24 protein-coding genes are annotated in these 25,956 nt (G+C 60.1%); 20 read left to right on the forward strand and 4 right to left on the reverse strand.

Features of this window, described 5'->3' with window-relative positions; all coding sequences use genetic code 11:
- Positions 1 to 8 precede the first annotated feature (8 nt).
- From VGC33_RS07715 to VGC33_RS07725, 3 genes are read left to right on the forward strand one after another with little or no spacing between them, the layout of a single operon-like run.
- Complete coding sequence (locus tag VGC33_RS07715; RefSeq protein WP_331120170.1) at positions 9 to 902, forward strand: ABC transporter permease; 894 nt, start codon at positions 9 to 11, stop codon at positions 900 to 902.
- Between the two features lie 7 nt (positions 903 to 909).
- Complete coding sequence (locus VGC33_RS07720; protein WP_331120171.1) at positions 910 to 2,730, forward strand: ABC transporter ATP-binding protein; 1,821 nt, start codon at positions 910 to 912, stop codon at positions 2,728 to 2,730.
- Positions 2,731 to 2,746: 16 nt separating this feature from the next.
- Positions 2,747 to 3,892, forward strand: coding sequence for an alanine racemase (locus VGC33_RS07725; RefSeq protein ID WP_331120172.1), 1,146 nt, complete (start codon positions 2,747 to 2,749; stop codon positions 3,890 to 3,892).
- 42 nt (positions 3,893 to 3,934) lie between these two features.
- Here the strand turns inward: VGC33_RS07725 and ttdR are convergent, their stop codons facing one another.
- Positions 3,935 to 4,843 carry an L-tartrate utilization transcriptional activator TtdR gene (gene ttdR / locus VGC33_RS07730; protein ID WP_331120173.1) on the reverse strand — a complete coding sequence of 303 codons (909 nt, stop codon included), beginning with the start codon at positions 4,841 to 4,843 and terminating at the stop codon, positions 3,935 to 3,937.
- A 408-nt stretch (positions 4,844 to 5,251) separates the two neighbouring features.
- On the opposite strand from ttdR, the gene ttdA reads away from it, so the two are divergent.
- Genes ttdA through VGC33_RS07745 form a run of 3 tightly spaced genes read left to right on the forward strand, consistent with a single transcriptional unit; the run spans position 5,252 to position 8,273 of the window.
- Entirely contained in the window at positions 5,252 to 6,163 is a 912-nt protein-coding gene (ttdA, locus tag VGC33_RS07735; RefSeq protein ID WP_331120174.1) for a L(+)-tartrate dehydratase subunit alpha, read from the forward strand.
- Positions 6,160 to 6,765, forward strand: coding sequence for a L(+)-tartrate dehydratase subunit beta (ttdB, locus tag VGC33_RS07740; RefSeq protein ID WP_331120175.1), 606 nt, complete (start codon positions 6,160 to 6,162; stop codon positions 6,763 to 6,765). Before ttdA ends, ttdB begins: the two co-directional genes overlap by 4 nt.
- Positions 6,766 to 6,812: 47 nt before the next feature.
- Positions 6,813 to 8,273, forward strand: a complete 1,461-nt coding sequence (locus VGC33_RS07745; RefSeq protein ID WP_331120176.1) for an anion permease — start codon at positions 6,813 to 6,815, stop codon at positions 8,271 to 8,273.
- Between the two features lie 64 nt (positions 8,274 to 8,337).
- Here VGC33_RS07745 and VGC33_RS07750 read toward each other — a convergent pair whose 3' ends face one another.
- Complete coding sequence (locus VGC33_RS07750) at positions 8,338 to 8,640, reverse strand: ArsR/SmtB family transcription factor (protein WP_331120177.1); 303 nt, start codon at positions 8,638 to 8,640, stop codon at positions 8,338 to 8,340.
- Between the two features lie 107 nt (positions 8,641 to 8,747).
- Between VGC33_RS07750 and VGC33_RS07755 the strand changes: the two genes are divergently transcribed.
- The 8 genes from VGC33_RS07755 (at position 8,748) to VGC33_RS07790 (ending at position 17,983) form a co-directional block, all read left to right on the forward strand.
- Positions 8,748 to 9,836, forward strand: a complete 1,089-nt coding sequence (locus tag VGC33_RS07755) for an NADH:flavin oxidoreductase/NADH oxidase (RefSeq protein ID WP_331120178.1) — start codon at positions 8,748 to 8,750, stop codon at positions 9,834 to 9,836.
- 363 nt (positions 9,837 to 10,199) lie between these two features.
- A complete protein-coding gene (locus tag VGC33_RS07760; RefSeq protein ID WP_331120179.1) occupies positions 10,200 to 10,904 on the forward strand; it encodes a FadR/GntR family transcriptional regulator in 705 nt (234 codons plus the stop codon).
- Positions 10,901 to 11,914 (forward strand): ABC transporter ATP-binding protein, encoded by a 1,014-nt coding sequence (locus VGC33_RS07765; RefSeq protein WP_331120245.1) that lies wholly within the window; start codon positions 10,901 to 10,903, stop codon positions 11,912 to 11,914. The genes VGC33_RS07760 and VGC33_RS07765 overlap by 4 nt, the downstream gene beginning before the upstream one ends.
- Positions 11,911 to 12,975: an ABC transporter ATP-binding protein gene (locus VGC33_RS07770; RefSeq protein ID WP_331120180.1), complete on the forward strand. Its 1,065-nt coding sequence runs from the start codon at positions 11,911 to 11,913 to the stop codon at positions 12,973 to 12,975. Before VGC33_RS07765 ends, VGC33_RS07770 begins: the two co-directional genes overlap by 4 nt.
- Before the next feature lie 23 nt (positions 12,976 to 12,998).
- The gene (locus VGC33_RS07775; RefSeq protein ID WP_331120181.1) at positions 12,999 to 14,516 is read left to right on the forward strand and encodes an ABC transporter substrate-binding protein; all 1,518 of its coding nucleotides are present in this window, start codon (positions 12,999 to 13,001) and stop codon (positions 14,514 to 14,516) included.
- 24 nt (positions 14,517 to 14,540) lie between these two features.
- Positions 14,541 to 15,485, forward strand: a complete 945-nt coding sequence (locus tag VGC33_RS07780; RefSeq protein WP_331120182.1) for an ABC transporter permease — start codon at positions 14,541 to 14,543, stop codon at positions 15,483 to 15,485.
- A gap of 1 nt (position 15,486) precedes the next feature.
- A complete protein-coding gene (locus VGC33_RS07785) occupies positions 15,487 to 16,362 on the forward strand; it encodes an ABC transporter permease (protein WP_331120183.1) in 876 nt (291 codons plus the stop codon).
- Between the two features lie 19 nt (positions 16,363 to 16,381).
- Positions 16,382 to 17,983 carry a gamma-glutamyltransferase family protein gene (locus VGC33_RS07790; protein WP_331120184.1) on the forward strand — a complete coding sequence of 534 codons (1,602 nt, stop codon included), beginning with the start codon at positions 16,382 to 16,384 and terminating at the stop codon, positions 17,981 to 17,983.
- A gap of 15 nt (positions 17,984 to 17,998) precedes the next feature.
- Here VGC33_RS07790 and VGC33_RS07795 read toward each other — a convergent pair whose 3' ends face one another.
- Together VGC33_RS07795 and VGC33_RS07800 are read right to left on the reverse strand one after the other, a co-directional pair.
- Entirely contained in the window at positions 17,999 to 18,988 is a 990-nt protein-coding gene (locus VGC33_RS07795) for an aldo/keto reductase (RefSeq protein ID WP_331120185.1), read from the reverse strand.
- Between the two features lie 261 nt (positions 18,989 to 19,249).
- On the reverse strand, positions 19,250 to 19,645 hold the full coding sequence (locus VGC33_RS07800) for a VOC family protein (protein WP_331120186.1): 396 nt from the start codon (positions 19,643 to 19,645) through the stop codon (positions 19,250 to 19,252).
- Between the two features lie 301 nt (positions 19,646 to 19,946).
- On the opposite strand from VGC33_RS07800, the gene VGC33_RS07805 reads away from it, so the two are divergent.
- The 6 genes from VGC33_RS07805 (at position 19,947) to VGC33_RS07830 (ending at position 25,770) form a co-directional block, all read left to right on the forward strand.
- A complete protein-coding gene (locus VGC33_RS07805) occupies positions 19,947 to 20,726 on the forward strand; it encodes an IclR family transcriptional regulator (RefSeq protein ID WP_331120187.1) in 780 nt (259 codons plus the stop codon).
- Between the two features lie 271 nt (positions 20,727 to 20,997).
- On the forward strand, positions 20,998 to 21,507 hold the full coding sequence (locus tag VGC33_RS07810) for a tripartite tricarboxylate transporter TctB family protein (RefSeq protein ID WP_331120188.1): 510 nt from the start codon (positions 20,998 to 21,000) through the stop codon (positions 21,505 to 21,507).
- 39 nt (positions 21,508 to 21,546) lie between these two features.
- Entirely contained in the window at positions 21,547 to 23,058 is a 1,512-nt protein-coding gene (locus VGC33_RS07815) for a tripartite tricarboxylate transporter permease (protein WP_331120189.1), read from the forward strand.
- Positions 23,059 to 23,113: 55 nt separating this feature from the next.
- Positions 23,114 to 24,109 carry a Bug family tripartite tricarboxylate transporter substrate binding protein gene (locus tag VGC33_RS07820; RefSeq protein ID WP_331120190.1) on the forward strand — a complete coding sequence of 332 codons (996 nt, stop codon included), beginning with the start codon at positions 23,114 to 23,116 and terminating at the stop codon, positions 24,107 to 24,109.
- A 1-nt stretch (position 24,110) separates the two neighbouring features.
- Entirely contained in the window at positions 24,111 to 25,496 is a 1,386-nt protein-coding gene (locus tag VGC33_RS07825) for an MmgE/PrpD family protein (protein WP_331120191.1), read from the forward strand.
- A 130-nt stretch (positions 25,497 to 25,626) separates the two neighbouring features.
- The gene (locus VGC33_RS07830) at positions 25,627 to 25,770 is read left to right on the forward strand and encodes a hypothetical protein (protein ID WP_331120192.1); all 144 of its coding nucleotides are present in this window, start codon (positions 25,627 to 25,629) and stop codon (positions 25,768 to 25,770) included.
- The last annotated feature ends 186 nt before the right edge of the window (positions 25,771 to 25,956 follow it).

The following is a 25,956-nucleotide window of genomic DNA, read 5'->3' on the forward strand; positions in this document are numbered from 1 at the left end:
GAGATGATATGAGTGCTCAAATCAGCAGCGTACCCATCCGGGCGCCGTTCGCCAACCGGGGCGGCGCCTGGCGGCGCATTGCGCACGGCGTGCGACACAACCGTGCGGCGATGGTGGGTTTGGTGATTATCGTGCTGCTGCTGGCGCTGGCGCTGCTCGCGCCGGTGCTGGCGCCTTACGCGCCGGACCGGATGGGCGCGGGCCGCCGCCTGACGCCCCCTTCCGCCGCCTATCCCTTCGGCACCGATGAATTCGGGCGGGATATTTTCAGCCGCATTATCTACGGCTCGCGCCTGACGCTGATGATAGGCGCAATCTCCGTGGGCATCTCGGCGGTATCCGGCCTGCTGCTCGGCCTGGCGGCGGGGTACGCCGGCGGCTGGATCGAGCGCATCATCATGCGCGGAACCGATGTGCTGTTTTCCTTCACCGAGATCCTTATCGCCCTGGCCGCGGTCGCGGTGCTCGGTCCCACCTTGCAAAACGCCATGATCGCGGTGGGCATCGCCGCCATTCCCTTCTATATCCGCATTACCTATTCGCAGGTGCTGGTGGAAAAAAACCGGCCCTATTTCGAGGCGGCGATGTCCGCGGGCGCCGGCCATCGGCGCTTGATATTCCGCCATCTGCTGCCGAACGTGCTGCCGCCGCTTATCGTGGTGGCCACGCTCGGCATGTCGACGGCGATGCTGGCGGCGGCGGGCCTTTCGTTTCTCGGCCTCGGCGCGCAGCCGCCGCTGCCGGAATGGGGTTTGATGCTGGCCCAGGGACGCGATTTCATTACCCGGGCGCCCTGGATCTGTATTATCCCGGGCCTGTCCATCGTCATTACCGTGCTGGGATTCAATTTGCTGGGGGACGGCATACGCGAAGCGCTCGATCCCGGCCAGCGGCGTTACTAAGGAAACCATGATGACCACCCTGTCCCAACCGTTGCTCAGCGTAGAAAACCTGACCATTGCGTTTAGCGCCGATCCCGCCCAGGCCGCGGCGGTTAATGGCCTGAGCTTTGAACTCCGCGCCGGCGAAACCCTGGCGATCGTCGGCGAATCGGGGTCGGGCAAAAGCGTCTCGATGATGTCGCTGATGCAGTTGCTGCCCCGCCGGTCCACCTTTATCCGCGCGGGCGCGGCGCGCTTTAACGGTGATGACCTGCTGACCATGAATGAAGAGCAGATCAATAAGGTGCGCGGCGCGCAGATCTCGATGATTTTCCAGGAGCCGATGACGTCGCTTAATCCGGTGCTTACCATTGGCCTGCAGCTGACGGAAGTGCTGGTGGTGCATCAAAACATGTCGCAAGCCGAGGCGAAGAACCAGGCGATCGCCATGCTGGCGCGCGTACGCATCAACGATCCCGCGCGGCGTTTTCAGCAATATCCCCATGAGCTTTCCGGCGGCATGCGCCAGCGGGTAATGATTGCCATTGCGCTGGCCTGCCGCCCCAAGATACTGATCGCCGATGAACCCACCACCGCGCTGGATGTCACGATCCAGGCCGAAGTGCTGGAACTGCTGCGCGAACTCAAGCGCGAATTCCAGACGTCAATCCTGCTGATAACCCATGATATGGGCGTCGTCGCCGAGATGGCCGATCGAGTGATTGTGATGCGCCAGGGCAATATGATTGAACAAGGCGACGTCGATAGCCTGTTTCTCGCGCCGCGCCAGCCCTATACCCAGGCGCTGATGCGCGCCGTTCCCCGGCTGGGGGAAACCGGCGGCGCCGCCGGACCGGTGCGTTTTCGCCTGGAGGGAGAGGCGCTCGCCGCCCCGCCGGTGATATTGCCGCCCGCATCGGGCGCGCCGCCGCGGCCGTTGCTGGAGGTGAAGGATCTGCATGTGCGTTTCGACGTGCGCCAGGGGGTGTTGCGTCGTCTGAAAGGGCGCGTCCATGCGGTTGAAGGCGTTTCGTTTACACTTTATCCGGCTGAAACGCTGGCGCTGGTGGGCGAGTCGGGCTGCGGCAAATCCACCACCGGCCGCTCGCTTATCGGTCTGGAGAAGGCAACCTCGGGCGATATCTGGCTGGACGGCTATGACGTGACGCGCCTCGACAGGCATGGCATGCGGCCGGTGCGCAAGCAGGTGCAAATGGTGTTCCAAGACCCCTTCGCTTCGCTTAACCCGCGCCTTGACGCCGGCAGCCAGGTGCGCGAGCCGATGGATATCCATCGCCTGGGCAGCGCCGCCGAGCGTGACGAGCAGGTCGATGAACTGTTTAGCCGCGTCGGACTTACCCGGGAAATGCGCTACCGCTTTCCCCATGAATTTTCCGGCGGACAGCGGCAACGCTTATGCATTGCCCGGGCGCTGTCGCTGCGGCCGAAGCTGATTATCGCCGATGAAGCGGTGTCCGCCCTTGATGTATCCATCCAGGCGCAGGTGGTCAACCTGATGCTGGAACTGCAGGAACAATCGGGTATCGCCTGGCTGTTCATTTCCCATGATATGGCGGTGGTGGAACACGTGGCGCATCGCGTGGCGGTGATGCAGATGGGGCGCATCGTGGAAATCGGCCCGAAAGCCTCGGTATTTGCCCGGCCGGGCCACGCCTATACCCAACGATTGATGGCCGCCGTGCCGGTGGCCGACCCACGGCATCAGCGCACGCAACTGTTTCGCGACGCGACCGAACTGAAAAGCCCCATCCGGGCCGTCGATTACCAGGTCGCGCCGCAGCGGATGCAAGAGATCGCTCCCGGCCATTTTATTGCCGTCGATGCCTGACGCTAAGGAGATTTTTATGCTAAACGAAATGGATCCCGGTTTTATCCGGCCCTGGCGCGACGACCGCCGCACGCCTTTTATCGAAATCGACGCGTGGCGTCTGGAACGCAATCTACAGCGGATGCAGCAAAAAGCCGCGGCGGCGGGCGTGGCGCTGCGCCCCCATGTCAAAACCCATAAAAGCCTCGACATCGCGCATCGCCAGCTGGCGTTGGGCGCCGTCGGCATCACCGTCTCCAAACCCAGCGAGGGGGTGGTCTTTATCCGCGGCGGCGTTCGGGATGTGCTGCTGGCTTATCCGGTGATCCGCGCCGCCACCCTTGAGCCGTTGCTGGCGGAAGCCAAACGGCATCAGGCGAGGGTAACGCTTATCACCGCCGATGCCGCGGGCGTGGAGGCGATCGCGCAGGCGGCGCGCGTCCAGAACATGCCGGACCTGGGGGTATATATTAAAATCGACGTCGGCCTCGGGCGCGTCGGCGTATCGGCAACCGGCGCCGCGCCGCTCAGGCTGGCAACGGCCTTGCAACAGCACGGGCTGCGCTTTGCCGGCCTGCTCTCCCATGCCGGCCATGCGTATAGCGCCGGCTCGGCCATCGAGCTTGCCCAACTGGCCGCGGCGGAGGCCCGGCTTCTGCTGGCGGCGCGCCAGCGCCTCGCCCAGGCCGGCTTTCCGGCCTGCGCCCTCTCCACCGGGGCCACGCCGACCGCGCTCGGCGCGCCGATTGCCGCCGGCCTGGATGAAATCCGTCCGGGCAATTACGCTTTACTGGATCTGACCGGCGTGCGCCTGGGCATTTGCCGCCCCGACGATATGGCAATGACGGTCGTGGCGCGCGTGGTGGCGGTCAATGACGATTACGCCATCGTCGACGCCGGCTCGAAGGCGCTCAGCTCCGACCTGGGTCCGCACGGTACCGGCGGCAGCGGCTGGGGGATTGCCGTTAACCAGCATCTGCCCCTGACATACCAGGTGATAAAATTGTCGGAAGAGCACGGTTTTATCCTGCATAACGGCGTCAAGCCGGAAATCGGCAGCCTGATGCGCATCTTTCCCAATCACGCCTGCGCCGTCATGGCGATGTTCGATGAATATGTATTACGCGACGATGCGTATAATGGAAAACGGGTGGCCATCGAGGCGCGCGGGCAATTTACCTGAACCGCCGACCCGCAATAGGTCATGACCGGGATGCGCGGCAGGCTAAAACGCTATTTTCTGGAAATAACCGGAAAAGAATTCCACGCATACCCGCAGTTTTGCGGAAAGGGAGAGCGGAGTATGGTAAACCGCCCAGATATTGGCGCTTTGCGCATACTCCGGCAGGACCCGCACCAGCGAACCGTTCTGTAGCAACGGCGCGACATCCCATAAAGAGCGCAGCATGATGCCGCGGCCTTTCAAGGCCCACTGCAGGACAATCTCGCCGCTGTTGGAAGATAAATGCCCCGATATCTTGACCGATTTCCGGCCTTCGCCGCCTTCCAGCTCCCATACCCCGGTAGTCTGGTCCCGTTCTTTGGTAAACAGACAATCATGCTGTTGCAACGCCGTCAAGGTCGCGGGCGTGCCCTGCCGACGCAGGTAAGCGGGAGCGGCGCAAATAATGCGCTGGTTTTTCGCCAGCATCCGGCTGATATAGCTATCGGGGATTTCATCGTTGATGCGGATATCGAGATCAATATTATCTTTAATCAAATCAACCTGTTTATCAAACAACTCGAAATGAATCTGCAGTTCGGGGTAGTCCTCCATCAGCTCAATAATCGCGGGCGCGACATAATGACGGCCAAAACCAAAACTGCAGCCAATGCGCACCATGCCAGAGGGCTGCTCTTTTATCCGGGAAACCGTATTCTTCAGTACGGTTAATCGTTCCAGCACATCAATGGCGCAATGATAGGCAAGCTTGCCGGTTTCGGTCAGCGCCACCCCGCGCGATGATCGATGCAGTAATTTCACCCCAAGCTGTAACTCCAGCTGCTGGATGCGCTTGGTGACGAACGCCGGTGTCTGCCCTAGATTTTCAGCGGCGGCCAGCAAACTGCCGCTATTAACCACGGCGGTTAATACCTGAAGATCTTTTGGCAAAGGATAGTGATCGAGACTCATTACGCTATTCCTGCATTAATAGTGCCTGCCGCCAATTTTAACCCGTTATGACGCATTACGATAATGATTAGCCATCAATTTTATACATGTGTCATATATTTCACTGATTTTATTTTTTGGTTACCCTGGTGTTGGTTATTTGTTATTATTTTAAATCAAAATGTAATTAATTTCTTTGCCTTATTTTAAGAATAACAGAATAAAACGCCAATTTTCAAGCGACACCGCCAATTAACGTTTTGTTAATTTAACAATCACGCTTTAAAAATAGAATACCCCTATTTTTTGTGGTACTTTTTTACTGCTGCCGGCAGAGCCATAAAACCATACAAATAAAGATCACCTCTTTATTTTATTCTCCTTATGATGGCGGTACGTTTCGCCATGTCTGATGCTGGAGCGTTATTTATGAGCATAGTTGAACAAAGTGACGCGGTGAAAAAACTCACTGATATCGTCGCTGATTTCACCGCGATGATATCAACTCGAATGCCGGATGATGTTGTTGATAAATTAAAAAAATTACGTGATTTAGAAAATGAGGGCATGGCGAAAATAATTTACCACACCATGTTTGATAATATGGAAAAGGCCATAAAACTCAACCGACCCGCTTGCCAGGATACGGGGGAGATTATGTTTTATGTCAAGGTCGGCGCTAAATTCCCCTTATTAGGCGAGCTGCAGGGCATCCTGAAAGCGGCGGTGCAACAGGCCACCATCAAGGCGCCGCTGCGCCATAACGCGGTGGAAATATTCGATGAGATCAATACCGGCAACAATACCGGCACCGGGGTTCCCTGGGTCACCTGGGATATCATCCCTGATGATAACGGCGCCGAAATAGAAGTGTATATGGCCGGCGGCGGCTGCACCTTGCCGGGCCGGTCAAAAGTGCTTATGCCCTCGGAGGGCTACGAAGGCGTCGTGAAATTCGTGTTTGAAAATATATCGACGCTGGCCGTCAATGCCTGTCCGCCGGTATTGGTGGGCGTGGGCATCGCCACGTCCGTCGAGACGGCGGCGGTATTGTCGCGCAAAGCCATATTGCGCCCGATAGGCACCCGCCATCCCAACCCGGCGGCCGCGGATCTGGAACTGCGGCTGGAAGAGGGCCTGAATAAATTAGGCATCGGCCCCCAGGGATTAACCGGCAAGGCCTCGGTCATGGGCGTGCACATCGAATCGGCGGCGCGCCATCCCTCGACCATCGGCGTGGCCGTCTCCACCGGCTGCTGGGCCCATCGGCGCGGCACCCTGCTGGTAAATTCCGACCTTTCTTTCGAGAGCATCTCCCATACCAGAGGTGACCGGCTATGAAAAAAACATTAACCACACCCATTAAAGATGAAGACTTAATTGATATTAAAGCCGGAGATATTATTTATTTAAACGGCACCTTGGTGACATGCCGGGACGTGTGCCATCGCCGGCTGATAGAGCTCAAGCGCGAAATCCCGGTGGACCTGAAAGGCAAAGCTATTTTCCATGCCGGACCGATAGTCAAAAAGAACGGCGACAAATGGGAAATGATCTCTATCGGCCCGACCACCAGCATGCGTATGGAAAGTTTTGAGAAGGAATTTATTGCCCAAACCGGCGTGAAACTCATTATCGGTAAAGGCGGAATGGGCCCCGAGACCGAAGCGGGTTGTCGGCAATATAAAGCGCTGCACGCTATTTTCCCGGCGGGCTGCGCCGTATTAGCCGCCACCCAGGTTGAGGAAATAGAAGAAGTCCACTGGACTGAACTCGGTATGCCGGAATCACTCTGGGTGTGCCGGGTAAAAGACTTCGGCCCGTTGATCGTGTCTATCGATACGCATGGGAACAATCTGATAGAAACCAATAAAAAAATATTTGCCGATAAACGTGACGACATTGTCGCGGAAATTTGCGAGCACGTTCATTATATCAAATAAAATAAAAGGAGGGCCACCCACCCTCCATAATTAAAAAGGATATTATTATGACAAAGTTACATTTGTCATGGCGATTATTTACCCCGATTGCGGTTGCCGTTATTATCGCTTTATTCCCTTCCCCCAGCGGACTTCCCGAACACGCATGGCTTTATTTCGCCCTGTTTTTTGGCGTTATCGTGGGCCTGATCCTGGAACCGGTACCGGGCGCCGTCGTTGCCATGACCGGCCTGGCGATCATCGGCATTTTTTCGCCCTGGCTGCTGTTCAGCCCCGAACAATTGGCGGCGCCCGGTTTTAAGTTTACCGCAACCGCCCTTGCCTGGGTCGTCTCCGGTTTCTCCAACTCGGTAATCTGGCTGATATTCGCCGCGTTCATGTTCGGGACCGGCTACGAAAAAACGGGCCTGGGCCGGCGTATCGCCTTATTATTAGTCAAGAAAATGGGGCACAAAACGCTGTTGCTCGGTTACGCCATCATGTTTTCAGAACTGCTGCTGGCGCCGGTTACCCCGTCCAACTCGGCGCGGGGCGCGGGGATCATTTACCCCATTATCCGCAACCTGCCGCCGCTGTACGATTCCCAGCCCAATACGCCGGGGATACGCAAGATTGGTTCGTATATCATGTGGATGGGCATCAGCGCGGACTGTGTCACCAGCGCGATATTCCTCACCGCCATGGCGCCTAACCTGCTGTTGGCCGGCTTGCTTAAATCCGCCTCGGGTGTGTCCCTGTCCTGGGGGGTTTGGTTTATCGGCATGTTGCCGCTGAGTCTGCTGCTGATTGCGCTGGTCCCCTGGTTAACCTATGTGCTCTATCCCCCCGAAATCAAGCAGGGCAACCAGGTCCCCCAGTGGGCGAAAAAGGAACTTGAGGCCATGGGGCCACTGTGCCGGCGCGAAAAAATCCTGCTGGGACTGATGATTACCGCGCTGGCGCTGTGGATCTTCGGCGCCGGGTTTATCGATGCGGCGATGGTGGGGTATGCGGTGGTGGCGGTGATGCTGCTCGCCAAAGTGATTACCTGGGACGATATTATCAGCAACAAATCCGCCTGGAGCGTGTTCTTCTGGCTGGCGTCCCTGATTGCCTTGGCGACCGGGTTAAATCAAACCGGATTTATTGCCTGGTTCGGCCATCATATCGCCGGCAGCCTGGCCGGATTATCCCCGACCCTGATCATGATGGTCCTGGTCACCATTTTTTATGGCCTGCGCTACTTCTTTGCCAGCGCCACGGCGTTTACCTCCGCGCTGGCGCCGATGATGATTGCGGCCGCATTGGCAATTCCGCAAATTCCGTTGCCGACGTTCAGCCTGATGATCGGCGCCGCCATTGGTTTAAGCAGCATCACCACCCCTTACGCCACCGGCCCAAGCCCTATCTATTATGGCAGCGGTTATTTGCCCACCGCCGATTACTGGCGTTTGGGCGCCATTTTTGGCGCCGTATTTTTGGTGTTGTTATTGCTGACCGGTTTAGTCTGGATGCCATGGGTCATCTGACCGGCCAAGCACCCGCCGGCCCCTGTCAACCCTGGGGAAAGGGCCGGTGGCGGGCGCTACGGTGTCAGGGACGCTGCGACAGGACGGCCGCCAGCAGGCCGGGGAAACGGTCCTGCAAATCGCCGCTGCGCAGGGTATTGATATGCGTGGTGCCGACATTATGGGTATAGACCAGCCCGGCATCGCGCAGCACGCGAAAATGGTGCGATACGCTGGATTTGGGGCGGCCGCCGTCCAACTCGCCGCAGCTGGCCTGGCCCAACACATCCAGGCGCCGCACAATGTCCAGGCGCAGCGGGTCGCTCAAGGCGTAAAGCACGCGCTCAAGGGCGAATTCATTGACGGTGGGATGTTTGAATGGACGCATGGCAAGATTATAGCAAACCGGTTGTCAAAAATCTATAATTCGAATATTATCGAATTACAGAATAAAGCAACAGTGACCCATCGACCCTAAAAATACAGGAACCCCCCATGTCCGCACTTTTTCAGCCGTTTAAACTCAAGGACGTTACGCTGCGCAACCGCATTGCGGTTCCGCCCATGTGCATGTATTCCGCCGATGAAGGCCTGATCAACGACTGGCACCAGGTTCATCTGGCCGCCCTCGCCCGCGGCGGCGCCGGGTTGGTTATCGTCGAGGCGACCGCGGTTTCCCCGGAAGGCCGCATCACCCCCGGCTGCGCCGGCATCTGGAACGATACCCTGGCCCAGGCGTTTGTGCCGGTGGTGCGGGCCATCAAGGCGGCGGGCGCGGTGCCCGGCATCCAGATCGGCCATGCGGGGCGCAAGGCCAGCTCCAACCGGCCCTGGGAAGGCGACGACCATATCGCCGCGGACGACGCGCGCGGTTGGCAAACCATTGCGCCGTCCGCCATCGCGTTTGGCGCCAATCTGCCGAAAGTACCGCGGGCCATGACGCTTGAAGATATCGCCCGGGTGCGTTCCGACTTCGTCGCCGCCGCCCGCCGGGCGCGCGACGCCGGCTTCGAGTGGCTGGAGCTGCATTTTGCCCACGGCTACCTGGCCCAGAGCTTCTTCTCGGCCCATTCCAACCAGCGCGACGACCAGTACGGCGGCAGCGCGGAAAACCGCAGTCGTTTCCTGCTGGAAACCCTGGCGGCGGTACGCGAAGTCTGGCCGGAGCATCTGCCGCTGACCGCCCGGTTCGGCGTGCTTGAGTTTGACGGACGCGATGAGCAGACCCTGACCGAATCCATTGACCTGACCAGGCGCTTCAAACAGGCCGGCCTGGATATGCTTAGCGTCAGCATCGGGTTCTCCACACCCAACGCCACTATTCCCTGGGGGCCGGCGTTTATGGGGCCGATCGCCAAGCGGGTGCGCGGCGAAGCGGACATTCCGGTGTCCTCCGCCTGGGGTTTCGGCACGCCGGAGCTGGCCGAAAAAGCCGTCCGCGACCAGCAGCTGGATCTGGTGATGGTGGGCAAGGCCCATCTGGCCAACCCGCACTGGAGCTACTTCGCCGCCCGCGAGCTGAAGATCGAGCGCCCGTCCTGGACGCTGCCCGCGCCTTACGCCCATTGGCTCGAACGCTATTGATACCCATGGCGGCGCCGTGCCAGGCGCCGCCATGATGTGCCCCCCCCGTCTATCCCCGTTAATACCCTGATACACCGCGGTGCGGATTGTGCCCGCCCGTGGTGCATCACGCCCGGCAAATCCCGCCACGCTGCGCCGTTGCCACCGGCATCGGCGCCGGATCGCGCACGCGCCCGAAACAATTTCCCTGTAAAACCAGCCGCCTGCATTGCCTGGCTAAAAAAAACGCTGAACCAATAAAAAATTGGTTCGATTTGTGCTTGATACTTGTACAGCTGGATTATGCGGTGGGGAAAATCCCGCCGGATCAATGAGCAATCATGGCTGTTACCCACACAATCACGGCAAATCAGGACTTTTACCATGGTAAAGCAGTCGTCATCCTTCTCCGCGCTGGAACAGTTGCGCGCCCTGATACTGGAGCATTCCACGCCAGAGCTGCCGCTGCCCACCGAACGTGAGCTGGCGCAGCGCTATCAGGTCGGGCGCCGGGAAATCCGCCGCGCGCTGGACGTGCTGGAGATGGAAGGCAGGGTGTGGCGCAAACAGGGTAAAGGCACGTTCCTGGGTCCCGATGCCCCGTCGCAGCCGCTGGTGTTGCAAGCCTTGCCGCGTCAATCAACGCTGCTGGAGGTGATGGAAGCCCGCCTGCAGTTGGAGCCGGGGCTGGCGCGCCTGGCCGCCCAACGCGCCACCCCGGAACAGCTGGCGCTGATGGAACGTCTACAGGAGCGCATGCAGGTACTGGAAACCGATGACAGCGATCAGCACGAACTGTGGGACAGCGCCTTTCACCGCACGCTGGCCGAGGCGGCGGGCAACCGGCTGCTGCTCGGCCTGTTTGACGCCCTGGACGCCATCCGCCGCGACGACAGCTGGCGCCATGTGCGCGAGCGGGCGCGCAATCCGGCGCGGCTGGAAAATTATAACCGGCAGCATCAACGCCTGATCCGCCATCTCCAGGCGCGCCGGCCCGAGGAGGCCGCCGCCGTTATGACCGAACATCTGCAGGCGCTGCAACAGGCGCTGATCGACGTTCTGCCCGCCAACGAGGAGCCACGAGCCTGATGACGATACCCCTATCCCCCGCGCAGCCGGTGCTGAATATCGCCCATTTACGGGTGCGGTTCCACGGCTCGCCGGCCAGCGTGCTCGACGATATCTCGTTACATATCCAGCCGGGGGAAACCCTGGCGTTGGTGGGCGAATCCGGCTGCGGTAAAAGCGTCACCTCGCTGGCGCTAATGGGGCTGCTGCCCGACAGCGCGCGCATCGACCAGGGCGAGCTGCATTTTAACCAGCATGACCTGCGCGCCCTGTCCCCGCGGCAATACGCCAATCTGCGCGGCAATCAGCTGGCCATGATCTTCCAGGAGCCGATGACCTCCCTCAATCCGGCGTTTACCTTAGGCGATCAGTTGGCGGAGACGGTGGTCCGTCATCAGGGCGTCAGCTATCGCCAGGCCATGGCGCGCGCCAGGGAGATGCTGGACCTGGTGCAGATCCCGGCGCCGGATCTGCGCCTGAAGTCCTATCCGCACCAGCTCTCGGGCGGCATGCGCCAGCGGGTGATGATTGCCATGGCGCTGATCAACCGCCCGCAGTTGCTGATTGCCGACGAACCCACCACCGCCCTGGATGTCACCATCCAGGCCGGCATCCTCAGCCTGCTTAACCAAATCAAGCAGGACACCGGCACCGCCATTCTATTGATCACCCACGATCTCGGCGTGGTGGCGGAAGTCTCGCAGCAGGTGGCGGTAATGTACGCGGGCCAGATTGTCGAAACCGGCAGCGTGGACGATATCTTCAGCGATCCGCAGCATCCCTATACCATCGGGCTGATGGCCTCGATGCCCAGCCTGTCGGCCCGCATCGGCAGGCTGGCGACCATTCCTGGCTCGGTGCCCACCGCCGACGCCATGCCCGCCGGGTGCCGCTTCGCCACCCGCTGTCCGTTCGCCGACGATCGGTGCCACGGTTCCCGGCCCGAACTGCGCCAGGTCGCCGCCCGCCATGAGGTCGCCTGTTTTTACGCGCCGCTTGAACACCATTTCGCGCCGGGAGGCGGACTATGAGCCAACCCATCCTTGAAAGCATGGCATTGACCAAGATTTTCCAGGGGCCCAAAGGCCTGTTTACCCGCCAGCGCCAGGTACTCGCGGTGGACCGGGTATCGCTGAAGGTATGGCCGGGCGAGACCCTGGCCATCGTCGGCGAATCCGGCTCCGGTAAATCCACCCTCGGCCGGCTGCTGCTGCGCCTGCTGACGGCCACGGAAGGGCGGGTCTTTTACCAGGGTAATGATATCAGCAAGCTGGCCGCCGGGCAGTTAAACCAGCTGCGGCGCGAGCTGCAGATTATTTTCCAGGATCCGTTCGCCTCCCTCAATCCCCGGATGACGGTGGAGGACATTGTCGGCGAGCCCCTCTGGCTGCATGAACAAATCACCCGGGCGGAGCGGCGCGAGCGGGTGGCCGAACTGCTGCGCACCGTCGGGCTGCCGGCCGTGTACGCCCGCCGTTTTCCCCATGAATTTTCCGGCGGACAGCGCCAACGCATCGGCATCGCCCGCGCCCTGGCGTCCAAGCCTACCCTGCTGCTGGGGGACGAGCCGGTTTCCGCGCTGGATGTGTCGGTGCAGGCGCAGGTGGTCAACCTGCTCGAAAACCTCAAAGAGCAGTTTGGCCTGACCCTGATCGTGGTGGCGCACGGACTGGCGGTGATCCGCCATATGAGCGATCGCGTCGCGGTGATGTACCTGGGGCAAATCGTCGAAATCGCCGGCGCCGATGATATGTTCGATCAGCCGCTGCATCCCTACACCCGGGCGCTGATCGCCTCCGCCCCCCAGCTGACCCCGGGCGGGCGACGCGCCGGACCGCTGCTGAGCGGGGATTTGCCCAACCCGTCCCAGCCGCCGTCCGGCTGCCGTTTCCATACCCGCTGTCCCCATGTCAAGGACCTCTGCCGGCAGCATGAACCGCCGCTGGAACCCGCCAGCGACCAACGCCAGGTGGCCTGCCACCGCTGGCGTGAACTGAACAGCGATCGCAGCGTTATCGTGATGGCGCCGCCGTCGGCGGCTTTCCTGCGGCGGCGCGCGCTGTTTGTCGACGCCGCGGCCCGTAAATCCTAACTTGCCTCAAGGAATTAATGCTCATGAACTCCCGTCACAAGCTTTATACCGCGCTGAGTGGATTGGTGTTGCTCGGCGCCAGCGGCCAGCTGTATGCCGAAAGCGTTTTGCGTATCGGTCTCGGCAGCGACCCCGACATGCTCGATCCCCATCTGGCGCGGACCTATTACGGTCGTTTTGTCTTCGCCGCCATGTGCGACCGGCTGGTGGATGTGGATGATAAACTGCAGGTGGTGCCCGGCCTCGCCACCGATTGGAAATACAGCGATGACGGCAAAACCCTGACCATGAACCTGCGCCAGGGCGTAACCTTCCAGGATGGCGAAGCCTTTAACGCGCAGGCGGTGAAATTTAATATCGAGCGGGCGCTGACCCTGCCGGGGTCGCTGCGCAAAAGCGAATTGTCCTCGGTGGCGTCCGTCGAGGCCACCGGTCCCTTTAGCGTCACGTTTCATTTGAAGAATCCCGACGCCGCGCTGCTCTCCCAGCTCACCGACCGTGCTGGCACCATGCTGGCGCCGCAAGCCGCCGCCAAGGACAACTTCGCCGCGCACCCGGTATGCTCCGGTCCATACCGGTTCGACAGCCGGGTCCAGCAGGATCGTATTGTGCTGACGCGCTATGAAAATTACTGGAATAAACAGGCCTACCACTTTGATAAAGTGATATTTATGCCCATTCCAGACGCTTCGGTGCGTCTGGCCAACCTGCGCGCCGGCGATTTGGACCTGACCGAAGGCATTGCCGCCAGCGATGTGAAAACCGTCGAGGCCAATCCCAAGCTCACCCTGGCCAAGGTGACCGGGCTGGGGTATATGGGACTGACCTTTAATATCGCCAACGGTAAGGCGAACCCCAACGATCCGTTTGCCAAGGATGCGCGGGTGCGCGAAGCGTTCTCCCTGTCGCTGGATCGCGACGCCATCAACCAGGTGGCCTTCGAGGGGCAGTACACCCCGGCTAACCAGCCCTTTTCGCCCGTCAGCCCTTACCATGTGAATTTACCGGTGTCGCCGCGGGATGTGGCGAAAGCCAAATCCCTGCTGGCGGCCGCCGGGGTTACCACGCCGGTGGAAACCACCATCCTGGTGGCCAACAGCCCGCAGGCCCAGCAGGTGGGCCAGGTCATCCAGGCGCTGGCCGGCGAAGCCGGGTTTAATGTCCATTTGCAAACCACTGAATTCGCCACGCTGCTGGATCGCCAGCAGCGTGGCGATTTCCAGGTCAGCATGTCGGGCTGGTCCGGCCGCCCGGATCCGGATGGCAGCATCTACTCGTTTATTCATAGCAAAGGCAACCTGAACGATGGCCGTTACGGCAATCCGCAGGTGGACGACTGGCTACAGCAGGCCCGGGGCACCTCCGACCCCGCCAAGCGCCAGGCCCTGTATAACCAGATAGTGGCGCAGCTGCAACAGGATATGCCGCTGGCCTATCTGTATTTCGAGCCGCGCATTTTCGGTATGTCGAAAAAAATATCGGGATTCAAGCCCTATCCCGACGGGTTGATCCGTCTGGCGGGCATGCAACTGGCGCAGTAGCGCGTCGAGAATCCGGGAGCGATGATGTTAGAACTGATTGGCAAGCGAATATTGCTGGCGATACCCACCCTGTTCCTGGTCAGCATTATGGTGTTTTCCCTGCAAAAGCTGCTGCCGGGCGACCCGGTGGTGGCGATGGCCGGCGAAGAGCGCGACCCGGCGGTGATCGCCATGCTGCGCGATAAATACCGCCTGGACGACCCCATACCGGCGCAATATTTTTACTGGCTGCGCGATGCGCTGCACGGCGACCTGGGTATCTCGCTGCGCACCCAGGAACCGGTGACCACGCTTATCGCCGGCAAGCTGCCGGTCACCATCGAGCTGACGCTGCTGTCGATGATCATCGCCATGGCGCTCGGCATCACCACCGGCATTATCGCGGCGGTGCGCCGGGGAACCTGGGTGGATTACAGCGCCAACTTTGTCGCCCTGTCGGGCATCTCGATCCCCAACTTCTGGCTGGGGGTGCTGCTGATCCTGCTGTTTTCAGTCAAGCTGCAATGGCTGCCGGCCTCGGGATTTGTGCCGCTGACCGAGGATGTATCGCAAAACCTGCGCACCCTGCTGCTGCCGGCGCTGGTATTGGGCACCGGGCTGGCGGCGACGCTGATGCGCCATACCCGGGCGGCGATGATTGCGGTGCTGAAGGCGGATTATATCCGCACCGCCAAGGCCAAGGGTCTGTTGCCCAGGCGGGTGATCCTTAAACACGCGCTACGCAATGCGCTGGTGCCCATTGTCACACTCACGACGCTGCTTTTTGGCGAACTGCTCGGCGGCGCGGTGCTTACCGAGCAGGTCTTCACCATCCCGGGTTTCGGCAAAATGATCGTCGATTCGGTGTTCAACCGTGATTACGCGGTGGTTCAGGGGGTGGTGCTGGTGGTGGCGATGGGTTTTCTGCTGCTTAACCTGCTGGCCGACGTGCTGTATGTGCTGATCAATCCGCGCATGAGAGGAGAATGATATGTCACAGGTGCTCACCGGCGCGGCCGCGCAGGCGCTGCCCAGGACCGGCAGCCGGGCGATAAAAAAATTCATGGCCAATAAAAGCGCCGTGATTGGCGCGGTTATCGTGCTGATCTTTGTGGTGATCGCCCTGCTGGCGCCCTGGCTGGCGCCTTTCGATCCGATCAAAGCCAATTTTCTGGCGGTACGCAAACCGCCGTCGGAACTCTACTGGCTCGGCACCGACGAACTGGGCCGCGATATTCTCTCCCGGCTGATCTGGGGCGCCCGCACCTCGCTGATGGCCGGCTGTATTTCGGTCATTATCGCCATCTTCATCGGCGTGCCGCTGGGGCTGGTCGCCGGTTATTGGCAGGGAATATGGGATGGCATTATCTCTCGCGTTATCGAGGCGCTGCTGTCTTGTCCATTTTTGATCCTGGCCATCGCGCTGGGCGCGTTTCTCGGCCCAAGCCTGGGTAACGCGATGATCGCCATCGGCTTATCGGTAATGCCGATTTTCGCCCGCCTGACGCGCGGGCAGGTCATGAGTATCCGCAATGAGGAGTATATCGAGGGCGCCCGGGCCATCGGCCTGCCCGACCGCTGGATCGTGTTGCGTTATGTGCTGCCCAATGTGCTGTCGCCCATTATGGTGCAGGCGACGCTGGCCATCGCCTCGGCCATTATTACCGAAGCCAGCCTGTCGTTTCTGGGACTGGGGCAGCAGCCGCCCTCGCCGTCCTGGGGCGCGATGCTGAACACCGCGAAAAATTACCTTGAGCAGGCTCCCTGGATGTCGATTTTTCCCGGACTGGCGATCTTTTTTACCGTCCAGGGTTTTAACCTGCTGGGCGACGGGCTGCGCGATGCGCTGGATCCGCGCGACAATTAATTAAACACAGGATAATACGATGACATCACCACTGGATTTCCAGGTAGCCTACCCGTCCCTGCGCCCGCCGATGATGGGCCGCAACGCGGTCTGCGCCTCCCAGCCGCTGGCGGCCCAGGCGGGGCTGCGCATGCTGTTGCTGGGCGGCAACGCCGTGGACGCCGCCGTCGCCACCGCCATGGCCCTGACGGTGGTGGAACCCACCGGCTGCGGCATCGGCAGCGACGCGTTCGCCATTGTCTGGGACGGCAAGCAACTGCATGGTTTAAATGCCTCCGGCCGTTCCCCCGCCGCCTGGAAATATGAGGATTACGCTCATTTACCGGCCATGCCGGAACTGGGCTGGGAGGCGGTAACCATACCCGGCGCGGTGTCCGGCTGGGTGGAACTGGCCCGGCGCTTCGGCTCCCTGCCGCTGACCACGCTGGCGCAGCCGGCGATTGACTATGCCCGCGATGGATTTGCGGTATCGCCCCTGATAGGGACGTTATGGCAGCGCGGCGTCGAGCGTCTTGGCGGCCAGCCGGGATTTATGGCCTGTTTTGCGCCCGGCGGACGCGCGCCGGCCATCGGCGAACTGTTCCGCAATCCGGCCCAGGCCAGGACGCTGGAGCTGATTGCGCGCACCGGGGGCGAGGCGTTTTATCGCGGTGAACTGGCGCAGAAAATGGCCGATTTCGCCCGCCGGCATAACGCCGGCTTTGCGCTGGCGGATCTGCATAATCACCGGCCGGAATGGGTCGACCTGCTGTCCCGTCCCTTTGCCGGCGGCTCGGTGCATGAACTCCCGCCGAACGGCCAGGGGATCGCCACCCTGATTGCCCTGGGCATCCTGGAACACTGCGAAATCGGTCGTTATCATCCCGATTCGGTGGCGGCGCTGCATCTGTCCATCGAGGCGATGAAACTGGCGCTGGCCGACCTGGAACGTTACGTGGCCGATGCCGATCATATGGAATTCGAGGCTAAACATCTGTTAAGCGATGCGTACCTGCAACAGCGCGCCGCGTTAATCGATCCCGCCAGGGCGGGCGATTTTGTCTTTGGGGCGCCACGGCAAAACGGCACGGTCTACTTGTCCACCGCCGATGCCGGCGGCATGATGGTGTCGTTTATCCAGTCCAATTATATGGGTTTCGGGTCCGGCGTCGTGGTGCCGGACACCGGCATCAGCCTGCAAAACCGCGGCGCCAGTTTTGTGCTGGAGCCGGGACATCCCAACTGCCTCGCCGGCAACAAACGCACCTTTCATACCATTATCCCGGCGTTTGCCCTGGACGGTAACGGTCAGCCGTTAATGTCGTTCGGCGTCATGGGCGGTTCCATGCAGGCGCAGGGGCATGTCCAGATGGCGCTGCGCGTCATGCTGCACCGGCAAAACCCGCAGGCGGCCATTGACGCGCCGCGCTGGCGGGTGGTGAAAGGACGCGAGGTGATGGTGGAGCCGTCGCTGGACCGCAATACCCTCGCCGCCCTGCGCGCCATGGGTCACCACATCGGCGTGGAGGATCCGATGCAGATCCACAGCTTCGGCGGCGCCCAGGCGATTGCGCGCGATGCGCAGGGGGTGTATATCGCCGCGACCGAAAGCCGCAAGGACGGCCAGGCGCTGGTGTATTAAGCCGCCGTCCGGTATTCAGCGGCCGACGTTCTGCTGCATATGAGCCGGATAACGGTCTCCCCGTACCGTGATTTTCGCCATGGCGTTTTCGATGTCGCGCAGATCGTCCGGCGTGAGCTTCACCGCCACGGCGCCCAGGTTTTCCTCCAGGCGATGCACTTTGGTGGTGCCCGGGATCGGCACAATCCACGGTTTTTGCGCCAGCAGCCAGGCGATGGCTATCTGCGCGCGCGTCACCTGCCTGCTGGCCGCCAGTTCGCCGAGCACGTCGACCAGAACCTGGTTGGCGTCCCGTGCCTCCTGGCTGAAACGCGGCACGGCGTTACGAAAGTCATTGCTGTCGAACGTGGTATCCTTATTGATGGCGCCGGTAAGGAACCCTCTTCCCAGCGGACTGAAGGGCACAAAACCGATGCCAAGTTCCTCGAGCGTCGGCAGGATTTCTTTCTCCGGCTCCCGCCACCATAAAGAGTATTCGCTTTGCAAGGCGGTTACCGGCTGCACCGCGTGGGCACGGCGGATGGTCTGCGCGCCCGCCTCGGACAGGCCGAAATGCTTCACCTTGCCTTCCCGGATAAGCTGCCCGACCGTGCCGGCCACATCCTCAATGGGCACCGCGGGGTCGACGCGGTGTTGATACAACAGGTCGATAACGTCGGTCCTGAGGCGTTTAAGCGAAGCGTCGACCACCTGCCTGATATGCTCCGGCCGGCTGTTGAGGTGTTGCTTCCCATCGGGACTCGGCAGTTCGAAACCGAACTTGGTGGCGATCACCACCCGATCGCGAAACGGCGCCAGCGCCTCGCCCACCACGTCTTCATTGGTGAACGGGCCGTAGACTTCCGCGGTATCAAAAAAGGTCACGCCGCGTTCCACGGCGGCGCGGATAAGCGCGATGGCCTCCTGCCGGTCCTTCGCGGGTCCGTAGCTATGGCTCAGGCCCATGCAGCCCAGGCCAAGGGCCGATACGTTAAGCTTGCTGTTGCCAAGGGTTCGTGTTTGCATTTTTTTCTCCATCAGGCGTTGTCATGCGGTGTGTGTTATCGGTTGCGTTTTGGGTACGCCTTTTTTTGACCGTTTACCCGCCGGTAAACCGCAGCTGATACGCAACGTTAGCAGAACGAAGGCATGAGGGTTAGCAACGCGGACAAAATGCTCTTATGAATAAAATTCATTAATGACCATGGCCGCGCAAAGGGTGGCAATGCCGAGTGGGTCGCATGCATTGCCACCGTTCCTGCGCGTTGGTGTGGATGTTATCGGAACTCAGAATTTCCAGCTGCGTTCGATGGTGGCCACGTCGATTTCGGCGCCATCCGGGTCCAGGAACTTAAAGAAACGCGGCGGCACCTGCTGCTTATCCTCGCCATAAATTTCGATGCCGTATTCTTTCAGGGCTTCGATGACGCCGGTAATATTGTCGGTCTCGACGCCAATGTGGTTGGGACCTAACGTCCCCTGCGCCCAGGGCGCCATCTCCACACGTTCATCGGGGCATAACAACGAGTAGTTCACTTCTCCATCGCTCATGTCAATCGCTTTGCCCGGATAATGTCCGGGAGTCCGCGCGGGGCCCAGTCGTTTAAAACCGAGCACTTTTTCATAAAAAGTCGCTGCTTTTTCGAGGTCTTTTGTGACCACACCCATATGGCGAATTCGCATCCCACTTCTCCTCTATAGTGACTATGTCTTATATGAAGAAATTATGTCTTGTATAAAGACAAAAATGAGTGTGCTCCGGACTTAAAATGATGTCAATACCGATCAAGACGCGTATGTCGGTCCCTTGGCGCAGATCACATTTCTTACCACCCCACCGCCATGGCGGCGGCCATCAGCAAAAGCGCCGGCCACCCTGGCCGTCCACGACGCCGGGCATAATTCCCTGATTCTGCCCGTAGACAAAAGAGCGTAAAGTTGCCACTATTGTCTGCCATACAGAAAATCAACAACGAGGTTATATTTGCGCGAGGTTCATACTCCCGGCGAAGGCAGGCCGCCCAGTTATCCCATTGCTTCGGTAGACAACGCGCTGCGCCTGCTGTTGCTTTTTCGGGAGCAGCAGAGTTTGCGGCTTACCGACGCCTGTAATTATTTAGGGGTGGCGCATTCCACGGCCCATCGGCTGCTGGCGATGCTTATCCATCGGGGGTTTGTTTGCCAGGATGAGAGCAGGGTGTACCGGCCGGGCCCGATGCTGGTGGACATCGGACTTGCGGTGGTGCAAAAAATGGACGTGCGCATGCAGGCGCGGCCGTTTCTGGAAAAGCTGGCGGCCGCTTTCGGTGAAACCGTGCATCTGGTGGCGCTCGAACGGGATCAGGTGCGCTATATCGATGCGATTGAAAGCGGTCACGCCCTGCGGGTTATCGCCCGCACGGGGCAAGTCCTGCCCGCCCACTGCACCTCCGCGGGCAAGGCGCTGCTGGGGGAGCTGTCGCCGGCGCAGGTGCGCATGATTTATGACGGCAAGGAGCTGGTCCAGATCACGCCCAACTCCATCAGCTCCCTGGAAACATTGGAAAAAGTCCTGGCTGAGGTGCGTACCCATGGCTATGCGGTCAACCATGGGGAAAATGACGAAAACGTGGGATCGGTGGCGATTGCCCTGGTGAATGCCGTCGATCGCCCGGTAGCTTCTATCGCCGTCGCGATGCCGGAATACCGGCTGCTGCCGGGGATCCAGACCGATATCGTCAAGGTGTTGAAGGAAGTGCGCCAAGAGTTTCGCAGCGCTTCCTGACGCGCTACCGGGCGGTTGCCTAGCCGCCTGCCCGTCTTTTTCCCCCTTCGTTCCGGACGGCATGACCGGTTTTAGCGCCGGTCATGCCGTTTTTTTATGCAAAATGCCCTTTACCGCGTCCGGTTTCACGCTGAAACGGGCTGGAAAAGACATATCCATCACATTGTCGGCACCCCAATTGCAACTGTTCTTGACACCCTATTCGTAATCTCTTATATCTGCCCATATTGTCTGTAATAAAGAAAATATGTCTGTCATGCGGAGGTGTGCAATGCGTCGTGCCGATATGCTATTTGGCACCGGAGTGATTATCGTGGCGTCCGCCGTGTTGGTCATTTCATTAAAAATGCCTTTTTACCAAAGCAACATTCCAGGTCCCGGCTTCCTGCCCAGGATTATTGCCTCCGTGCTGGTGGTATTGGGCATACTCCTCGTGTGGCAAAGCCTGACCCCCGGGGCGCCCGAAGTGCGCGCGGTGGGCGCCGTCACCCCGATTGAAACGAAAACCCACGGCAAACCCGATCCCAAAGAGGTCACGCCGCATTTTTTCCCGAAACGCACCGTGGCGGTATTTATCGGCTATGTGGCGGCGGTTCCGCTGTTTGCCGTCATTGGCTTTGTCCTGACCGGAATACTGCTGATGGCCTATCTGCTTCTCTTCGTGGAAAAACGGCGCAATGTCGCCTCTTACATCGCTTTGCTAGCCGTTCCCATTGCGATTTATCTCCTCTTCGTCCAGGTGCTGAATATCGAACTGCCGCCAGGCATGCTGCGTTTCTGAATTTAGCGAATCCGACGCCATAAAAAAGAGAGAACTCTCATGTCCCTGTTCTATAACATGCTCGACGGCTTTGTGACGGCGCTATCCTTTACCAACCTGCTCTGGATCGTGGTAGGCGCGCTCCTCGGCACGCTGATCGGTATCCTGCCGGGGCTGGGCAATCCCGCGGCGACCTTGGCCATCCTTTTGCCGCTGACATTACGCTTGCCGCCGACCACCGGCCTTATCATGATGGCCGGCATTTATCACGGCGCCAAGTTCGCCGGCGCCACCACCGCCATTTTGCTGAATATTCCCACCGAGACATCCTCGGTGGTGCTCTGCTACGACGGCCACGAGTTAGCCAAGCAGGGGCGGGCCGGCGTGGCGATGGGGATGTCCGCCATTTCCGGCTTTATCGCCAGTACCATTGGCGTGATAGGACTCACCTTCGCCGCGCCCCTGGCCGCCAGGATGGCGGTGCAGTTCGGACCGCCGGAATTCGCCATGCTGATGATTTTCGGCCTGCTGCTGGTGATCTCGATGGCCGGGAAGTCGCCCGTCAAAGGCTTGATTTCCATGTTTTGCGGGCTGCTGGTCTCCACCGTGGGCGCGGATATTTTTTCAGGCGCCCAGCGGTTTACGTTTGGCAGCGTGAATTTATACGACGGCATTGAGTTTCTGGTGGTGACGCTTGGACTGTTCGCGGTGGGGGAAGTGCTGATTAACACCGGGAAAAAAATGGAGCAGTCAAAACCGCTGCCGGCGCCAAAACACTTTCGCGAATATCTGCCCACCTGGGCGGATATCAAGCAGTCGCGTTTAGCCATCGCCATCGGCACCCTGGTCGGCTTCTTTATCGGCGCGCTGCCGGGCGGCGGGTCGACCATCGCTTCGTTTGTGTCCTACGCCATGGTCAAGAATACCTCGAAGAATCCCGATAAATTCGGCACCGGCGCCATCGAGGGCGTGGCGGGGCCCGAGGCGGCGAATAATTCCGAATGCGGCGGTACCATGATCCCGCTGCTCAGTCTTGGCCTGCCGGGCAGCGCCAGCACCACGGTGATGCTGGCGGCGCTGCTGTTGTACGGTATCCAGCCCGGGCCGCTGCTGTTCACCAACCATCCCGAAATCGTCTGGCCGGTCATCGCCAGCCTGTACCTGGGCACCGTTGCGTTATTGGTCCTCAACCTGCCGATGATCCCGTTGTGGGTGCAGATACTGCGCATTCCTTATTGGCTGCTGTATCCGATTATCCTGCTGCTGGCGGTCGTGGGCGCGTATAGCGTGCGCGGTTCTATCTTCGACGTCTGGTTATTGATGGGCTTCAGCGCCTTTGGTTATCTTTTCCGGCGGTTATCGGTGCCGGCGGCGCCCATGCTGATGGCGTTTGTACTGGGTCCCGAAGCGGAACTGGCCTTCCGTCAGTCGCTGATGCTGTCAAACAATAAACTCTCGATTTTTATTGAACGCCCGATTTCCGCCGGCATCCTTTGCGCGATTGTCGTCGTCATACTGTTTGCGGTGTACAGCAGGATAAAACAGCGGCGCAAAGTGATGTCCACGCGCTGAAACATCGCTGCGGATACGCGGGTGTTCACGGCGAACCAGCAACACAGGAGGATATATGGTAACGAAGGTATCACACCGGTTGGCATGGCTAGCCGTCGTGGGGGCGTTGATGACACTGCTGGCGTCGTGTAACGACGAGCAGGATGCGACGAAACCCGGCAACGTGCAATTTGTCGTAGACACCGGACCCGGCGGCGGCAGCGATCTGTTCGCCCGCCAGATAGTGAAGATTGCGCGCCAGGATAACCTCCTGACCGAGAACTGGCCGGTGCTGTCCCGTCCGCAGGGCGGCGGATTGGGCGCGATGAATTTTATGGGTGAAAAGAAGGGGCAGCCCAATTTCATTTCGGCGTTTACCTCCAAATGGGTCTCAAGCAGCTTTACGGAGCCTAATGCAACCACCACCGTCAAGGATTTAACCATCATTGCCATGCTGGCCGACGAGCAGCAGATCGTGGCGGTCCCGGCCAATTCGCCGTATCACAGTTTCACGGATTTTATCGCGGCGGCGAAAAACAATCCGGGGCAACTGGTACAGGTGGGCGGCGCGTATCAATCCGTGGATAATCTCGCCGCGCTGAAAATCCAGGAAAATACCGGCACGAGTTGGAAATATCTCTCCTTCGCCGACGGCGGTCCGCGCATCACCGCCCTGCTGCGTGGCGACGCCCAGATCATGATAGGCGCGCAAACCGATTTTTCCGAGCAGGTGGCCGCCGGACAAATGAGGTTAATCGGCGTGCTCGGCGACGCGCGCAGCAAACAGTATCCGGATGTCCCGACGCTTGCCGAACAAGGGATACCGATGCAGGGCATTCCCGATCAATTGCAATTTCGCGGCATCGCGGGGCCCCCGGGGATGAAGCCGGAGACCGTGGCGTATTACCGGGATATCTTCGCCAAACTGGTCAAGACCCCCGACTGGGAAAAATATATGCAGGAAGAGGGCGACAGGACACAATTCGTCACCGGCGGTGATTTGGCGCAGAAAATGAGCCAGTACAGCCAGGATATTCAACAGTTGATCACGTTGCTCAAGGGGAAACATTGATATGTCCGTTAATCTGAACCAATCAGCCGAACCGCTCACCAAAACGCGTCAACTCGGCCTGTTTGCCGCCTCGCTCACCTATGCGAAATTGCCCCCGGACGTGGCGCATTATTGTAAACGCGCGCTGGTGGACTGGAGCGCGGCGGCGATTGCCGGCGCGGGCCAACCGGCCGCGATCAAGGTGCGCCAGGTGATTGCCGCCCTGGATCAGGCGGGGCCGGCCACCCTCATCGGCACGCCGCTGACCGCCAATGCGGCGTTCGCCGCGCTCGGCAACGCGTTTGCCTCGCATCTGCTGGATTACGACGATGTGTTTAATCCCATCGAAACGACGATCCACTTAAGCTCATGCATTTGGCCGGCGGTATTGGCCATCGGGCAATGGCGCGGATTGAGCGGACAGGCCGTGATCGCCGCCTATGTCGCCGGTTTTGAAACGGGCGCGCGCGTGGCCCGCGCCGCCGGGGCCACCCACTATCAAAGCGCCTGGCAGGTCACGGGCACCATGGGGCATGTGGCCGCCGCCGCCGCCGCCGCCAACGCGCTGGGGCTGTCGCCCGCCGCCGCCGCCCATGCGTTGGGATGCAGCGCCACGCAGTCAGCCGGCATACGCGAGGTCTACGGCAGCGACAGTAAAACGTTGCCGCCGGCGAAAGCGGCCATGGACGGCGTCTTATCGGCGCTGTTGGCCGAACAGGGTTTTACGTCCACCGCTACGGCTATCGAGGGCGAGCGCGGATTGCTGCGCGCGGTCAGCCAGGCTCCGGATGACGCGCTGCTGACCGAAGGGCTGAACACCCGCTGGCACCTGTTGGACAATGGCAACAAGCTTTATCCCACCGCCTCGCTCACGCATGCGGCGATCGAGGCGGCGCACGCCGCGGCGCAGGATTTTGCCGACAAACGGCATGAGGTTGCCGATATCACCGTCCATATGCATCCTTTTTCCGCCGCGGTGACGGCGCTGGTCCATCCGCATACCGGTCCGCAAGCCAGGTTCAGCACGCCGCATTGCGTGGCGGTAACGCTGGCGCGCGGTGGTTTGGGGCTGGGCGATTTTGACGACGCCACGTTAAACGATACGCTGATCTCGCAATTGCGCGGGCGGATAACCATCATCGCGGATCCGTCAATCGACAAACGCGGCTGCCAGCTGGTCCTCCAGTGGACCAATGGCGAAATATCACGCTACGACGTATGGCGCAACCGGGGCACCCCGGCCGTGCCGCTACGCGATCAAGACCTGTCGGATAAGCTGACCGACGCTTGCGCCGGCATGATGGACGCCGCAAGCGCGGAGGCGCTGCTGGAACAATGCTGGACGTTCGAACAGGTGACCGATATCAATCTGTTTATGCAACGGATGCGTGGCACGCTGGCGCCGTAACCGGGGAATGCGCCAGGATTGATGATAAGGCGATCGCGGCCCATAGGGGTCAAGGCGCCCGGCACGCCGGCATCTGGCCGGCGCGTTATCTTCCCCCTCATATTTCTCCCGTTATGCCCGGTCTTTTACGGTGTCCTTCGCCGCGCTGGCACGCACCACCGTCTGGTGCGTCACGTTATCCTATGCCCATGAGGTAATGACCCCTTATCCCGCCGCGGGTGATAACGGCCGGTCGCCGGGCGTGGCGGTTTGCCCCACCGCGGTGCAGCGCTAGGCAACATGCGGGCCGCGGCCCGGCGCGGTTACCGGCATCACATCCCACCTTAAGATATAACCTAAATAAAATCATAAAGTTAACACTATTTTTTGGTGTTGGCTTGGATCTTGCTGTGTTTATAGCCGCTATGTGGCTAATCAAGAAACGACCCGGGCGCGATGCGCTTTATCCCTTAGATATGTT

Origin of the sequence: Acerihabitans sp. (assembly GCF_036398755.1) — a bacterium.
In the GTDB taxonomy this organism is placed as follows: domain Bacteria; phylum Pseudomonadota; class Gammaproteobacteria; order Enterobacterales; family Enterobacteriaceae; genus Acerihabitans.